This is a genomic window from Flavobacterium sp. GNP011, from assembly GCF_056428925.1.
The window spans coordinates 13,286-28,370 of sequence record NZ_JBWJVJ010000025.1 but is presented as its reverse complement, the minus strand read 5'-3'; the positions used below and the strand labels follow the sequence as shown (position 1 = coordinate 28,370).

Annotated in this window: 14 protein-coding genes; 10 read left to right on the top strand and 4 right to left on the bottom strand. The window is 34.0% G+C overall.

The window, feature by feature from the left end:
• Positions 1–12 precede the first annotated feature (12 nt).
• The 4 genes from thrS to rplT all read left to right on the top strand — a co-directional run bounded on the left by thrS (position 13) and on the right by rplT (position 3,366).
• On the top strand, positions 13–1,959 hold the full coding sequence (gene thrS / locus AC061E_RS15600) for a threonine--tRNA ligase (protein WP_478287078.1): 1,947 nt from the start codon (positions 13–15) through the stop codon (positions 1,957–1,959).
• A gap of 16 nt (positions 1,960–1,975) precedes the next feature.
• Positions 1,976–2,533 (top strand): translation initiation factor IF-3, encoded by a 558-nt coding sequence (infC, locus tag AC061E_RS15595; RefSeq protein WP_370514380.1) that lies wholly within the window; start codon positions 1,976–1,978, stop codon positions 2,531–2,533.
• A gap of 116 nt (positions 2,534–2,649) precedes the next feature.
• Entirely contained in the window at positions 2,650–2,847 is a 198-nt protein-coding gene (gene rpmI / locus AC061E_RS15590) for a 50S ribosomal protein L35 (RefSeq protein ID WP_022827375.1), read from the top strand.
• A gap of 174 nt (positions 2,848–3,021) precedes the next feature.
• The gene (gene rplT / locus AC061E_RS15585) at positions 3,022–3,366 is read left to right on the top strand and encodes a 50S ribosomal protein L20 (RefSeq protein WP_086453231.1); all 345 of its coding nucleotides are present in this window, start codon (positions 3,022–3,024) and stop codon (positions 3,364–3,366) included.
• Between the two features lie 85 nt (positions 3,367–3,451).
• On the opposite strand, the gene AC061E_RS15580 is transcribed toward rplT, so the two are convergent.
• Positions 3,452–4,120 (bottom strand): hypothetical protein, encoded by a 669-nt coding sequence (locus tag AC061E_RS15580; protein WP_478287077.1) that lies wholly within the window; start codon positions 4,118–4,120, stop codon positions 3,452–3,454.
• A gap of 369 nt (positions 4,121–4,489) precedes the next feature.
• Here AC061E_RS15580 and AC061E_RS15575 point away from each other — a divergent pair, with 369 nt between their 5' ends.
• The 5 genes from AC061E_RS15575 to AC061E_RS15555 are packed head-to-tail and all read left to right on the top strand — an operon-like array spanning position 4,490 to position 9,762.
• Positions 4,490–5,767 carry a chloride channel protein gene (locus AC061E_RS15575; RefSeq protein ID WP_478287076.1) on the top strand — a complete coding sequence of 426 codons (1,278 nt, stop codon included), beginning with the start codon at positions 4,490–4,492 and terminating at the stop codon, positions 5,765–5,767.
• 44 nt (positions 5,768–5,811) lie between these two features.
• Positions 5,812–6,816 carry a DHH family phosphoesterase gene (locus AC061E_RS15570; RefSeq protein WP_478287075.1) on the top strand — a complete coding sequence of 335 codons (1,005 nt, stop codon included), beginning with the start codon at positions 5,812–5,814 and terminating at the stop codon, positions 6,814–6,816.
• A gap of 4 nt (positions 6,817–6,820) precedes the next feature.
• A complete protein-coding gene (gene gldI, locus AC061E_RS15565; protein ID WP_478287074.1) occupies positions 6,821–7,474 on the top strand; it encodes a gliding motility-associated peptidyl-prolyl isomerase GldI in 654 nt (217 codons plus the stop codon).
• A 15-nt stretch (positions 7,475–7,489) separates the two neighbouring features.
• Positions 7,490–8,608 (top strand): peptidylprolyl isomerase, encoded by a 1,119-nt coding sequence (locus AC061E_RS15560; protein ID WP_478287073.1) that lies wholly within the window; start codon positions 7,490–7,492, stop codon positions 8,606–8,608.
• Positions 8,609–8,628: 20 nt separating this feature from the next.
• Entirely contained in the window at positions 8,629–9,762 is a 1,134-nt protein-coding gene (locus AC061E_RS15555; RefSeq protein WP_478287072.1) for a peptidylprolyl isomerase, read from the top strand.
• A 60-nt stretch (positions 9,763–9,822) separates the two neighbouring features.
• On the opposite strand, the gene AC061E_RS15550 is transcribed toward AC061E_RS15555, so the two are convergent.
• Positions 9,823–10,263, bottom strand: a complete 441-nt coding sequence (locus AC061E_RS15550) for a hypothetical protein (protein ID WP_478287071.1) — start codon at positions 10,261–10,263, stop codon at positions 9,823–9,825.
• 272 nt (positions 10,264–10,535) lie between these two features.
• Here AC061E_RS15550 and AC061E_RS15545 point away from each other — a divergent pair, with 272 nt between their 5' ends.
• Entirely contained in the window at positions 10,536–13,361 is a 2,826-nt protein-coding gene (locus tag AC061E_RS15545; RefSeq protein ID WP_478287070.1) for a M16 family metallopeptidase, read from the top strand.
• 114 nt (positions 13,362–13,475) lie between these two features.
• Here the strand turns inward: AC061E_RS15545 and AC061E_RS15540 are convergent, their stop codons facing one another.
• Positions 13,476–13,832, bottom strand: coding sequence for a hypothetical protein (locus AC061E_RS15540; protein ID WP_478287069.1), 357 nt, complete (start codon positions 13,830–13,832; stop codon positions 13,476–13,478).
• Between the two features lie 9 nt (positions 13,833–13,841).
• Positions 13,842–15,020 carry an AIR synthase related protein gene (locus tag AC061E_RS15535; RefSeq protein ID WP_478287068.1) on the bottom strand — a complete coding sequence of 393 codons (1,179 nt, stop codon included), beginning with the start codon at positions 15,018–15,020 and terminating at the stop codon, positions 13,842–13,844.
• Between the last annotated feature and the right edge of the window lie 65 nt (positions 15,021–15,085).

Genomic DNA, 15,085 nt, shown 5'->3' with positions numbered 1-15,085 from the left:
AAATAACAAACAATGATTAAGATTACTTTACCCGATGGGTCAGTTAGAGAGTTTGCTCCAGGAGTAACTCCAATGGATGTTGCAAAAAGCATCAGTGAAGGATTTGCTAGAAATGTAATTTCAGCCTCTTTTAATGGTACTACATTTGAAACAACAACCCCACTAACCACGGATGGTAGCCTTACATTATTTACTTGGAATGATGCCGATGGTAAAAAAGCATTCTGGCATTCTACTTCACACGTTATGGCTCAGGTTCTTGAGGAAATGTACCCAGGAATTAAGCTTACACTTGGACCCGCAATTGCAAATGGATTTTATTACGATGTAGATTTTGAGGATCATAAAATCACAGATGCTGATTTCAAAAAAATTGAAGACCGTGTTCTTGAAATTTCAAGAGGAAAACACGAATTTAAATTGCGTCCCGTTTCAAAGGCAGATGCTTTAGAATTATACAAAGACAACGTTTACAAAACCGAACTGATTACTAATCTTGAAGACGGAACGATTACGTTTTGTGATCACGATACCTTTACTGATTTGTGTCGTGGTGGTCACATACCAAATACTGGTATCATCAAAGCAATGAAAGTAATGAGTGTTGCTGGTGCCTACTGGCGTGGTGACGAGAAAAACAAACAGTTAACCCGAGTTTACGGAACATCGTTCCCAAAACAAAAAGAATTAACTGAATATCTAGAATTACTAGAAGAAGCAAAGCGTCGTGATCATAGAAAACTAGGAAAAGAACTTGAGTTATTTGCCTTTTCACAGAAAGTGGGTGCTGGATTGCCATTGTGGCTACCTAAAGGCGCGGCTTTGAGAGATCGATTGGAGCAGTTTTTGAAAAAAGCCCAGAAAAAAGCAGGTTACGAGCAAGTTGTGACTCCACATATTGGTCAAAAAGAACTCTATGTAACTTCAGGACATTATGCAAAATACGGAGCAGACAGCTTTCAACCAATTAATACACCTGCAGAAGGAGAAGAGTTTTTATTAAAACCGATGAACTGTCCTCATCACTGCGAAATATACAATGTACGTCCATGGTCTTACAAAGACTTGCCAAAACGTTATGCTGAATTTGGAACGGTTTATCGTTACGAACAAAGTGGAGAATTACACGGTTTAACTCGCGTGCGAGGATTTACACAAGATGATGCTCACATTTTTTGTACTCCAGAACAATTAGACGAAGAGTTCAAAAAAGTAATTGACTTAGTACTTTATGTATTTGGTTCATTAGGATTTGAAAACTTTACAGCCCAAATTTCGTTAAGAGATAAGGAAAACAGAGATAAATACATTGGTATTGATGAAAATTGGGAAAAAGCAGAAAACGCAATCATCAATGCTGCTGCAGACAAAGGTTTAAATACTGTAGTAGAATACGGTGAGGCTGCTTTTTATGGTCCAAAGTTAGATTTCATGGTTAAGGATGCCCTTGGAAGACAATGGCAATTAGGAACCATTCAAGTAGACTACAACCTACCAGAACGATTTGATCTGACATACAAAGGATCAGATAATGAATTACACCGTCCGGTAATGATTCACAGAGCACCTTTTGGCTCTATGGAACGTTTTATAGCAATATTACTAGAACACACAGCAGGAAATTTCCCGCTTTGGCTAATGCCAGAACAAGCTATAATATTGTCTTTGAGCGAGAAATATGAAATATATGCGAAAAAAGTTTTAGATTTGCTAGAAAATCACGAAATTCGCGCCCTCATTGATAATAGAAACGAGACCATCGGTAAGAAAATTAGAGATGCCGAAATGCAAAAAACGCCGTTTATGTTGATTGTAGGTGAGGAAGAAGAGAAAAACGGGACCATTTCTATACGCCGTCACGGCCAAGAAGGAAAAGGTAATATCACAGTTACAATAGAAGAATTTGTAGCTATTGTAAACGAAGAAATTAGCAAAACATTGAAAGTATTTACAGTTTAACTTAAATTATAAAGTCATAGCAATAAGAAGCAACAGAGGTTACCAACCTCGCGTAGAAAAAAAAGATGCCCACAGAATAAACAACCTTATTCGTGGTGTACAAGAAGTAAGGCTTGTAGGTGAAAACATCGAACCAGGTGTTTTTAAACTTGCAGAAGCCCTAAGGTTAGCAGATCAGTTTGAATTGGATTTAGTTGAAATTTCTCCAAACGCTGAACCACCGGTTTGTAAAATCATGGATTACAAGAAATTTGTTTACGAACAAAAGAAACGTGATAAGGTTTTAAAAGCGAAATCTACACAAGTTGTTGTGAAAGAAATTCGTTTTGGTCCTCAAACAGATGAGCATGATTATGAATTTAAAAGAAAAAACGCTGAAAAATTCTTGAAAGAAGGCGCAAAGCTGAAAGCTTTTGTATTCTTTAAAGGGCGTTCTATCATTTATAAAGATCAAGGTCAAATTTTATTATTGAGATTAGCAACAGATCTTGAAGAATTTGGAAAAGTAGAGGCTATGCCTGTTCTCGAAGGAAAAAGAATGATCATGTTTATTGCTCCCAAGAAGAAAAAATAAGTCTGAAAGTCAAAAGTCTTAAAGTTAAAAGTATTCAGCTTTCGACTTTAAGACTTTAAAAACTTTACGACTAAATAAAATAAGTAAGTAAGAATAAATTAAAACACTAGGAAAAAATGCCTAAAATGAAAACCAAATCTAGCGCCAAGAAACGTTTCAAAGTTACTGGTTCTGGAAAGATTAAAAGAAAGCATGCTTTTAAAAGTCACATCTTGACTAAAAAATCTAAAAAACGTAAATTAGCTTTGACTCACTCAGCGTTAGTTCACAAAACAGATATGAAAAGCATCAAACAACAATTAAGAATTATCTAATAAGTCCAAAGTTAGAAAGTCTTAAAGTCAAAAGTTCACACTTTCGACATTCGACTTTTGACATTTGACTAAAGATTTCTTTAGGTTAAAACAATTTAAAATAACCTTGGAGTATGGCTTTTAAGTTCCTTTGATTCAATTCAGGACGCCTGCTACAAAAAAACAATAAAAATTATGCCAAGATCGGTAAATTCAGTTGCTAAAAGAGCAAGAAGAAAAAAAATAATGAAGCAAGCCAAAGGTTTCTTTGGTAGACGTAAAAACGTTTGGACAGTTGCTAAGAATGCGGTAGAGAAAGCAATGTGCTACGCTTACCGTGATAGAAAAGTGAACAAAAGAAATTTCCGTTCTTTATGGATTCAACGTATCAACGCTGGAGCTAGATTAGAAGGAATGTCTTATTCACAATTCATGGGTAAAGTTAAAGCTAACGGAATCGAATTGAACCGTAAAGTTCTTGCAGATTTAGCTATGAACCACCCAGAAGCTTTCAAAGCAGTACTTAATAAAGTAAAATAAACGTTTTATAAACTCAATTTAGATTACTTACTTATAAAAAAACCTCAATCAATCGATTGAGGTTTTTTTGTGTCTTGTGATACTTTTATTCTTTAATGAGGATTATTGTAGCTTTAAAACCAGTCCCTAAATTCCATTGACTTGCTGATATCAATGCTCCTTTATCGTCATAAACCTTAAATTCTGCTGTGTTTGGCCCGGAGCTTCCTTGATTTAAAGCTACAAAGTCAATTTTATTGAACCCTTTTTCTAAAACAATTTCAAAGCCTTTAAAATTACTGTCTAAATAAACTTGGTTTTGAATTACTTTATCATTTAACATTACTCGTATTAAATCACCATCTACATAAGCAGCATCCCGATACATAACTTTTGCAGAAACAGATCCCGTAGTGTAATTTCCCAAATTTTGGTTTCTTCGGTATACAACTCCTTCTGAATTATCTTCTTTCTTGTTCAATTTATCTCTGTAAACATCACCTGGATTGATAAACTCACTAGATGGTATCATCGAAATAGGTTTTACCGGCTTCGTTTCGGGAATACTTGTAAGATTTGGGTTTGTTACAGGTTGTTTATTGATGGGCTTGGGTGAGCTAATGGGAGGAATATCAATTTTAGGTGGAATTGTTTTATTTATCTTTGGAGCATTATTTTTAGGAGGAATTGCTTTGAACTTTGAATTGAATTCAGTTTGAGCAAAACCACTGTAAAATGAACCAAGTAGTATCATTGTGAATAAAATCCTTTTCATAATTTGCGGTACATTCATTTTATAGGTTCTAACAAGTTTTAAAAATATAAAACCTAACATTCACTTTCAAAAATCAAGCCATTTTTTAACTTTCATTTATAACTACAAATGAGTTGAAATAGTATATAAACAGGGTGGAACTTTTAACTATTGAATAAAATTTGACAAATGATCATTTTTTGGTTCGCTCTTAAATATCTATTTTTAGACACGAAGGCAAAGCTGCAGTTAAAATGAATTACTAGATGCTGTTTATGTTAGTCTTTTCAATGATTTGAAAAGCATCTAATTAAAAATAAAACATATTGGTAACAAAAAATAAAAATATAGCTTTAAATGATACTTTTGTAGGCTGTAACTTTTAAATGAATGGATTTTTCTAAATATCAACAAAAAATAGCATCCCTAATATTGTGGTTCCTCATTTGTATCCTTATTGGGATATTCACAGGATCTGCCTCTGCCTTGCTTTTGTTGAGTCTTGATTGGGTTACACGAGTATTTACGGTGCACAAAATGTTGTTTTGGTTGCTTCCTGTAGGCGGACTGTTAATAGGACTATTTTACCACTACCTAGGCAACGAAAGCAACAAGGGAAACAACCTACTATTGATTGCTTATGAAAATCCTGAAACAAGAGTTCCTTTAAGAATGGGGTTTTTGGTTTTTTTGGGCACATTAATAACTCATCTTTTGGGAGGATCTGCAGGTAGAGAAGGTACCGCAGTTCAAATTGGAGGTGCCATTGCTTACCAATTCAATAAAGTAAAAAAAATCTCAAAAAAGGAATCTCAAATATTAATACTTCTAGGAATTAGTGCGGGATTTGCATCGGTTTTTGGGACACCTCTAGCAGGCGCATTTTTTGCATTAGAAATTGTTTGTTTTAAAAGAATAACTTTAAAAAGCATCTTATCTTTATTTTTAGTAGCCCTTATAGCGGATTACACGGTAGACCTTTGGGAAATAGAACATGGCACTTACTATATTTTTGAAATCCCAAATATCACATTTAAAACAGTTTTATGGGTTTTAGTTGCCGGACTTCTTTTTGGCTTGACCGCAATGCTTTATTCAAAAAGTGCCCATTACTGGAATCGATTGTTTAGCGTTACTTTTCCATTTGCTCCTTGGAGACCACTTGTGGGAGGCTCGTTTCTTGTTATCCTTTTTTATTGTTTTGATATGACACGCTATACAGGACTAGGACTACCCGTAATTGCAGAATCCTTTACAACACCTAGTTTGCCAAAAGATTTTTTATTAAAAATAATTATAACAGGAATCACATTAGGAAGTGGTTTTAAGGGCGGAGAAGTTACTCCGTTATTTTTTGTAGGTGCCACATTAGGTAGCGCGTTATCCCTTTTTATACCCTTACCCATAAGCTTGCTTGCTGGAATGGGATTTGTTGCCTTATTATCTGGTGCTACGCATACACCTATAGCTTGTACCTTAATGGGGATAGAACTTTTTGGGATTGAGGCTGGTTTATTATTATGTATTGCTTGTAGTATGGCCTATTTTTGTTCAGGTTCTACGGGGATTTACACATCTCAATTAAGAATAGGACTAAAATATACGTTATATGCGTTTTGCTTGAAAAAAATACGGTTATTAAGAGGTGTAAAATTTGGTAATTTGTAGAAATGATTTCAACATTAGATTAAAAAAATGTAATTTCGCATTCTATGAAAATACAAGACATTCAAGCCGTACAAGAGTTGTTATCAACGCCTAAAAAAATTGCAATAATCCCGCACCGAGGTCCAGATGGTGATGCGATGGGTTCTACATTAGGACTTTATCATTTTTTACTAAAAAACCACCACTACCCTACTGTAATTTCTCCTAATGAGTTCCCTGATTTTCTAGCTTGGATGCCGGGAGCTGACAAAATTAAAATTTACGAGAAGGATAGAGAAAACTGCACAGCACTATTACAAGAAGCTGAACTAATTTTTACATTAGATTTTAATGCTTTGCACAGAACTGGAGAAATGGAAAATGTGTTAGCACAGCTTCAATCTCCATTTATCATGATTGATCATCATCAAAATCCAGATGACTACGCTGCTGTTACCTACTCTGACACCGCATTTGGATCTACTTGTGAAATGCTTTATAATTTTATTACCGCATTAGGCAAAAAAGATGACATCGATTTCACAATAGGCACTTGTATTTATACGGGAATACTTACTGATTCAGGTTCATTTAAATTTCCTAAAACCACTGGAACAACACATAGAATTGTTGCAGAACTAATTGATTTAGGCGTTCAAAACACAGAAATCCCGAGTTTACTATTTGACAATAGTTCTTATGGAAGACTCCAAATATTAGGTAGAGCGCTTCAGAACATGATTATCTATCCAGAATTTAAGACTGCTTATACAACACTTACTCAAGAAGAGCTGAACTCCTTTAATTATGTAAAAGGAGACACTGAGGGAATTGTAAATTATGGTCTAAGCATACAAGGAATACATTTTGCAGCTATCTTTATAGAAAATAAAGAAGAAAAAATTATTAAAATTTCGTTTCGTTCACAAGGTGATTTTGATGTTAATCAATTTGCAAGAGAACACTTTAACGGCGGTGGACATCGCAATGCAGCTGGAGGAAAATCAGAACTTACGATGGAAGAAACCCAAAAGAAATTTGAAGATTTACTAACAAAAATAAGCATCTAAACCCATGAAAAACAGCAACCTACTTGTAGTTGTATTCTTTTTATTCCTTGTGCTTTCGGGGTGCAAACAGCATCAGGATGCTAGAAGACCTATCTCCCAATCGTCTGGGAGTTTTATGAAAAAATCGATTCTGCGCAATAAAAAATTGGTTGCAACAGAGGAAAGTCAGATACAAAACGTTATCAAAAACAATCCAAGTTCAGTATACTTGGCATCAAAAAAAGGTTACTGGTACTCGTATGAAGCAAGAAATACAATTGACACCCTAACTCCTAAAAAAGGAGACGTTGCTTTGTTTGACTATGAAATTAAGGATTTAAAAGGCACCTTGATTTACTCTCAAGAAGAACTAAAACCACAAGTGTATTATGTTGATAAACAAAATATAATGATGGGATTACGTGATGGTATCAAATTGATGCATCGTAATGAGAAAGTAAATTTTTTATTCCCTTCAAATATGGCTTACGGCTATCATGGTGACGATAAAAAAATAGATACAAACCAACCGATTATATGTACCGTTACATTACGAGATTTTAAATCCGAAGTGGCGTATAAAAAAGAAGTTCTACAAACTGTTGGACCTACAACTGACGTTATTGCAAAAAAAGCCCCTACCCCTGTAACAAAAGAAAAAGATACTATAACTCCATAAACAATTAATTTAGAAATGAAAAAAAAAATCGTAATTGCGCTCCTAGCGATAGCCTCATTGTATTCCTGTAAAAATGATCATTCCAATTTACCTGATGGATTGTATGCTCAAATTGAAACTAACAAAGGGGAGATTATTGTACAACTGGATTTTGACAAAGCGCCAATAACCGTTGCAAACTATGTGGCACTTGCCGAAGGAAAAAATGAGTTTGTAACGAATGAAAATTTAAAAAAGAAGCCTTTTTTTGATGGTTTAAAATTTCATAGAGTCATTGCTGATTTTATGATACAAACTGGCGACCCACTAGGAACTGGATCAGGAGATACAGGATATAAATTTAAGGATGAATTCAATGACTTACGATTTGATAAAGGTGGAGTTCTAGCTATGGCCAATAATGGACCTATGACCAATAGCAGCCAATTCTTTATCACACATCTTGCAACCCCTTGGTTAGACGGGAAGCATACCATTTTTGGTCATGTGGTAGAAAAAGGCATGGAAGTTGTCAATAAAATTCAACAAGATGATTACATAAAATCTGTAACGATCATTAGAAATGGTGAAGCAGCTAAGAAATTTAATGCCGTAAAAGTTTTTACCGACTATTTTACAGTAGAGTCTGAAAATCAAAAGAAAAAAGCCGCTATTGAAGCTGAAAACAAGCGCGTTTATAATGAAAAATACAAAGTGGTAAGAGAGCAAAAAGTAGCAAGTTTTGCTGCATTGAAAGCAAAAGCTACAACAACCCCTTCCGGTTTACAATATGTAATTACTAAAAAAAGCGGAGGTAAAAAACCATCTAATGGCACTCCTGTTTTTATACATTATGCTGGATTTCTTGAAGATGGAGAGCTTTTTGATGCAAGTATAGAGAGTGTTTCAAAAGCTTTTGGAAAATACGATGAAAACAGAGCAGCTCAAAATGGGTATCAACCTATTCCTTTTCAAGCAGGAAGAAAAGATGGCATGATTCCAGGTTTCATTGAAGGAATAGAACAATTATCTTTTGGAGACAAGGCTGTAATTTTTATTCCGTCTCGTTTGGGATATGGTCCTGCTGGTGCAGGAGGAGTTATACCGCCAAACGCCAATATCATTTTTGAAATTGAACTTTTAGAAAAAAATTAATATCCATAAAATTATAGAAGATGAAATTTAAATATCTGTTTTTACTACTTCTGGGATGTATTACTATCCAAGCTCAAACTGGAAAAAAAATAACACCAGTAAAAAAACCAAGTACTACAGCAAAGGCAGTTGTAAAAAAACCAACTGAAGCAGAAGGTATCTTTGTAACTATTGCAACTAATAAAGGAAACATAGAATTAGAACTTGCGTACCAAAAAACACCAGTGACAGTTGCAAATTTTATTGCACTTGCCGAAGGAAAAAACACATTTGTAAAACCCGAAAACCTAAAAGGCAAACCTTTTTTTGATGGGTTAAAATTTCACCGCGTTATCAAAGATTTCATGATTCAAGGTGGTGATCCCTCTGGAAATGGATCAGGTGGTCCTGGCTACGCTTTTAAAGATGAAATTACTGATTTAAAGCATAATAAACCTGGAATCTTATCCATGGCAAATGCTGGACCTGCAACAAATGGAAGCCAATTTTTTATCACACATAAAGAAACGCCTTGGTTAGATGGCAAGCATACTGTTTTTGGTCATGTAATCTCTGGTATGGCTATTGTCAACGCTATCGAGCAAGATGATGTAATCACAAAAGTAACCGTGGTTAGAAAAGGGGCTTTGGCAAAGAAATTTGATGCTGTAAAAGTAATTTCAGACTACTTTAATTTTAAAACTGAAGATCAAAAAAAGATTGAGGCTGTTAAAGAAGCAAAGAAAACTTACCTATCTACAATAAAAGCTACAGCTACTACTACTCCATCTGGATTAGCTTACAAGATAGTTGAAAATGGAACAGGTGTAAAACCAGCTAATGGAGCTACATTTTATTTTAATTACGCAGGCTATTTTGAAGATGGTTCTTTATTTGACAGCAGTTATGAGAATGTGAATAAAGCCTACGGTAAGTATGATGAAAGAAGAGCGGCTCAAAACGGATACAAAGCATTTCCTTTCGTAGCAGGAAAAAAAGACGGTATGATTCCGGGCTTTATTGAAGGTCTTGAAAATATGTCATTTGGTGATAAAGCAGTAGTTTTTATACCTTCAAATCTGGCTTATGGTGAGCGAGGCGCTAATGGTGTGATACCGCCAAATACCATGCTTATTTTTGAATTAGAAATGCTTGAAAAGGAACCCGTAAAATAAATTAAAATCAAAAAAAAACACCGATGATATCTTAAATTTCATCGGTGTTTTTTTATAAATCTATTTTTTTCCAAATTTCCAATCAAACTCATCTTTTTGATTGATAATTGCTCCCAATTCAAATTTTACAACCTCATCAAACTCGGTTTGAAAAATCATCCAGTTTTCTTCGTTAAAATAATTCTCAAAAGTGTCAAATTCCTCTTGAGTAAATTTAGTTATCGACTTGCTAACTAAATCTTTTTTCACATCACTTATTTTTCTATTGATGATTTTGTTACCAAAAAGCTCAAGTTCTGGGCTTGATGCAACGATGTATCCTAATTTAAAATCTTCTTCAACATAAAAAGTCAAACGCATTTTTAAAGAGTTGTATGCATAAATAATGTTGTCATCCTCGTCTTTATAATTTCGGTTTGGTTTTCCGTAAATAGCGGTAACATCATTTTGTTTCATTCCAAAAATGAGTTTATCAATTCCGTTTTTTGTATTTATTTTCATTATGTTTTACTTTAAAATTATAATAGTGATACAAAGATACTTCATTATTAGAAAATCAATCAGGACTATTGAGGTTTTAATCTCTATTTATTCCCATAAAAAGAAGTTTAGCCATCAAGTAATACAGATTTAAACTTTTAAAATATCAGGAATACTACTCCACAGAATTGTTTAAAGAAAGATAGTAATAAAACAGAGTTGCGTATCATTATACTCATTTATTTCTTATTTTTAAGCTCCAAAAAAAAATATCTTAAAATTAAATTTTCTCTATGAAAACAAACAAGTTGCTCCTGTATTGCTTAGTAGTTCTTAGTGCAATAAATTCCTACTCTCAAAAAAACGGTTCAAAAGAATTTAAAGTTGATTTTGAAAAATTCACTTTAGACAATGGCTTACAAGTCATTTTACATATTGATAGATCAGATCCTGTTGTTGCTGTTGCATTAACTAGTCACGTAGGTTCTGCAAGAGAAATACAAGGAAGAACTGGGTTTGCACATTTATTTGAGCATTTACTTTTCCTTGAATCTGAAAATTTAGGAAAAGGAGGGCTTGATAAAATGAGTGCTCGCATAGGCGGAGAGGGTGCAAATGGATCTACTAGCCGAGATAGAACCAATTATTTTCAAACTGTACCAAAAGATGCACTTGAAAAAATGATTTGGGCTGAAGCAGATAAGCTTGGTTTTTTTATCAACACCGTAACAGAACCCGTTCTTGCTAAAGAAAAACAAGTTGTAAAAAATGAAAAAAGACAAAGTTATGACAACAGGCCTTATGGTCATAATTTCTCTGTGATTTCAAAAAATTTATATCCACCTACACATCCTTACAACTGGGATGTAATAGGATCTCTTGAAGATTTACAGAACGCAACATTAGATGATGTTAAGAATTTTTACAAGCGATGGTATGTCCCTAACAATGTCACACTAACAATTGCAGGAGATATTGATGTAAACCAAACCAAAATTTGGGTAGAAAAATATTTTGGCGAAATAAAACGTGGTGACGCTATCCCAAAAATGGAAAAACAAGCTGTTGTGTTACCTGCTACCAAAAAACTGTACTACGAAGACAATTTTGCAAAACTTCCACAACTTACTCTTACATGGCCATCAGTTTATGAATACCATCCAGACAGCTATGCCCTAGAAGTTCTTGCCAATTATCTTTCAAAAGGTAAAAAAGCACCTTTGTACAAAACCTTGGTAGAAGATAAAAAGGTTACTGACGCAGCAGATGTTTTTCAGTACAACTCTGAAATAGCAGGACAATACATGCTTAGCGTTACCGCTTTTGATAAAATAAATTTAAATCAGGTCATGAATGGTGTCAACGAAGCTTTTGCAAAATTTGAAACTGAAGGTATTTCGCAACAAGATTTAGACAGAATTAAAGCAGGACAAGAAACTGCTTTTTATAATAATTTATCAAGTGTTTTAGGAAAAGGATTTCAACTTGCACAATACGAGATATTTGCTGGAACACCAGAATATATTAATCAAGATGTCAAAAATATATTAGCTGTTACCCGTGAAGATGTAATGCGCGTGTATAAAAAATACATTCAAAACAAACCATTTGTAGCAACTAGTTTTGTTCCAAAAGGAGAAAAAAATTTAATTTTAGATGGGTCGATACTGGCCGATGTAGTTGAAGAAAAAATCATTGAAGGCAAAGAAGACTCCTTTGATGCAAGTATAGCAGCTACTTATGAAAAAACTCCTTCAAAATTTGACCGAAGCATTGAACCAGCATACGGCGCTAGTCCAGATGTAATTTTACCAGTTGTTTGGAAAGATAAAATGCCATCAGAAATGTCTATATTAGGAATCGAAAATTACGAAGTGCCTCTAGTACAATTTCAATTACAAGTAAAAGGAGGTTTATTGCTAGAAAATTCAGAAAAAATTGGAGTTTCAAACATGCTTGCCGAGCTTATGACCAAAGGAACCGCAAATAAAACACCTGAACAATTAGAAAATGCTATTGAGAGTCTTGGTGCTTCTATAAAAGCAACAGCAAGTGATGAAGCTATTTCTATTTACGGTACCACACTAGCAAAAAACTATACCGCTACTATGGCATTAGTACAAGAAATTTTATTACAACCACGATGGGATACCAAAGAATTTGAACTTATAAAACAAAGTACACTGAGTCAAATAATGCAGCAAAAAGCAGATCCTAATTATATTGCTCGAATTGAGTTTAAAAAATTACTTTTTGGCACATCTATTTTATCTAATAATCGTATTGGATCTGAAAAAACTGTTAGTTCAATCACCATTGATGATTTGAAAAACTATTTCACTACGAATATGTCTCCTTCAAATGTTAATTTTCATGTAGTTGGAGCCGTGAATAAAAACAGTGTTTCAAACTCCTTAAAAATTATAAGTAAAAATTGGAGTACTAAAAATATTGTTATTCCAACAAATGCAAATACAACAGCTATTTCAAGCTCACAAGTCTATTTTTATGATGTTCCAGGAGCTAAACAATCTGTAATAAGAATTGGTTATCCCGCTCTTGCTGCTACTGATACGGACTATTATCCCGCTCAAATTTTAAATTACCGTTTGGGAGGAGGCAGTTTTGCATCACAATTAACACAAGAATTACGTGAAGGAAAAGGATACACATACGGTATTAGCTCCATGTTTATGGGATCTGTAAATAAAGGATTTTTTGCAGTATCAAGTGGTGTTCGTTCTAATGTTACTTTTGAATCTGTTGCATTAGTTAAAGATATATTACAAAAATATGGTACTAATTTCAATGCAAATGATCTCGATATTACAAAAAGTTATTTGATCAAAAGTAATGCTAGAGCTTTTGAAACATTATCATCAAAACTTGAAATGCTCTATGACATTAGTAATTACAATTACACGGATGATTACGCAAAAAAACAAGAAAATATTGTGAAAAATATTACAATAGATGATATAAAAACGCTTGCGAAAAAATATTTAGATCCAAATAAAATGATTTATCTCATTGTAGGTGATGCTGAAACGCAATTGAAAAAATTAGAACAATTAGGTTTTGGCGCACCAAAATTAATTAACAGCCCAAAACCAAATTAATAAATCAGCAGTATTACAAAACAAAAAATAATTTTTCTGATTCACCAGCTACGTAAAAGTAGCATTTCGAATCAGAAAAATTATTTTTATATAAGGTGAGATTAAGAGGTTTCTCTACTCATTCATTTCATCATAACGTACAGGAACTTGTGGGTCATACAAAGAACATTTAAATTCCTCCAATGTGTCTGAGAGTAAGTTCATAGTTTTTCCATCATTACCATAGCAATCAATTAAAATACTTTGAGAAGTTGATTTTACTTGAAACGCACCTGTTCCATTTGGATTCTTCCAGCTGTTTTCGTCTACTTTTTCCCAACCTGAAAAAACGGATGACAATCTATTCCAAATTACAGGCACAGGCAATTCCTCTAGTCCTTCAACAAATTGCTCCTCAAGCAATGCCTCATAAACTAAATGATGGTTTAAATAAATTCCTTCTTGATATTTCCAAAAGATTAATTCGTACATAAATTATTTTTAATATTCAAAAGTTCCATATTCACTTTTTATGGTAAGCTTTTTTGTTCCAGAATCTTCTACTCTACCTACAATTTGTGCATCAACATGGAATGATTTTGAAATCTCAATGATATCTTGTGCAACTGCCTCGGGAACATAAAGCTCCATACGATGGCCGCAGTTGAATACCTGATACATCTCTTTCCAATCTGTTTTTGATTGTTCCTGAATTAACTGGAACAATGGTGGTACAGGAAATAAATCATCCTTTATAATGTGTAAATTTTCTACAAAATGTAAAATTTTGGTTTGGGCACCACCGCTGCAGTGTACCATACCGTGAATTTCACTTGATGTGTATGTATCTAAAATTTTCTTGATGATAGGCGCATACGTTCGCGTAGGCGAAAGCACTAACTGTCCTGCATCTATAGGCGAATTTGCAACTGCATCTGTTAATTTAACTTGGCCCGAATAAATTAGCTCTTCTGGAACTGCAGCATCAAAACTCTCAGGATATTTTGTCGCTAAGTATTTTTCGAAAACATCATGACGGGCTGATGTAAGTCCGTTACTTCCCATTCCTCCATTGTAACTTTTTTCATAAGTTGCTTGACCAAAAGAAGCTAAACCTACAATAACATCGCCTGCTTTAATATTCGCATTATCAATTACTTTTGAACGCTTCATGCGCGCTGTAACCGTTGAATCTACAATTATAGTGCGCACAATATCACCCACATCAGCCGTTTCACCACCTGTAGAATGAATAGTTACACCATAAGAATCAAGCTCTTTTATCAACTCCTCTGTACCATTAATAATTGCTGAAATTACTTCGGCTGGAATTAAATTCTTATTTCTTCCAATGGTTGATGAAAGTAAAATATTATCGGTTGCCCCTACACACAATAAGTCATCAATATTCATTATTAATGCATCTTGAGCAATTCCTTTCCATACAGAAAGATCACCGGTTTCCTTCCAATACATGTAGGCCAATGAAGATTTAGTACCTGCTCCATCAGCATGCATAATCAGGCAATAGTCCTTGTCTTGTGTTAAATAATCGGGTACAATTTTGCAGAAAGCTTTTGGAAATAAGCCTTTATCAATGTTTTTAATGGCGTTGTGCACATCTTCTTTGGATGCCGAAACACCGCGAAGTGCATACCTTTTTGAAGTATCTGAACTCATGTAATTTAGTTGTGAAGCCTGCTTTTAGGCAGTTAGTTGTGGGGCAAAGATACTAATTTGATTTA

Coding starts and splice junctions, on each gene's coding strand:
- thrS (WP_478287078.1), top strand. CDS start 13: ATGATTAAGATTACTTTACCCGATGGGTCAGTTAGAGAGTTTGCTCCA.
- rpmI (WP_022827375.1), top strand. CDS start 2,650: ATGCCTAAAATGAAAACCAAATCTAGCGCCAAGAAACGTTTCAAAGTT.
- rplT (WP_086453231.1), top strand. CDS start 3,022: ATGCCAAGATCGGTAAATTCAGTTGCTAAAAGAGCAAGAAGAAAAAAA.
- AC061E_RS15580 (WP_478287077.1), bottom strand. CDS start 4,120: ATGAAAAGGATTTTATTCACAATGATACTACTTGGTTCATTTTACAGT.
- AC061E_RS15575 (WP_478287076.1), top strand. CDS start 4,490: ATGGATTTTTCTAAATATCAACAAAAAATAGCATCCCTAATATTGTGG.
- AC061E_RS15570 (WP_478287075.1), top strand. CDS start 5,812: ATGAAAATACAAGACATTCAAGCCGTACAAGAGTTGTTATCAACGCCT.
- gldI (WP_478287074.1), top strand. CDS start 6,821: ATGAAAAACAGCAACCTACTTGTAGTTGTATTCTTTTTATTCCTTGTG.
- AC061E_RS15560 (WP_478287073.1), top strand. CDS start 7,490: ATGAAAAAAAAAATCGTAATTGCGCTCCTAGCGATAGCCTCATTGTAT.
- AC061E_RS15555 (WP_478287072.1), top strand. CDS start 8,629: ATGAAATTTAAATATCTGTTTTTACTACTTCTGGGATGTATTACTATC.
- AC061E_RS15550 (WP_478287071.1), bottom strand. CDS start 10,263: ATGAAAATAAATACAAAAAACGGAATTGATAAACTCATTTTTGGAATG.
- AC061E_RS15545 (WP_478287070.1), top strand. CDS start 10,536: ATGAAAACAAACAAGTTGCTCCTGTATTGCTTAGTAGTTCTTAGTGCA.
- AC061E_RS15540 (WP_478287069.1), bottom strand. CDS start 13,832: ATGTACGAATTAATCTTTTGGAAATATCAAGAAGGAATTTATTTAAAC.
- AC061E_RS15535 (WP_478287068.1), bottom strand. CDS start 15,020: ATGAGTTCAGATACTTCAAAAAGGTATGCACTTCGCGGTGTTTCGGCA.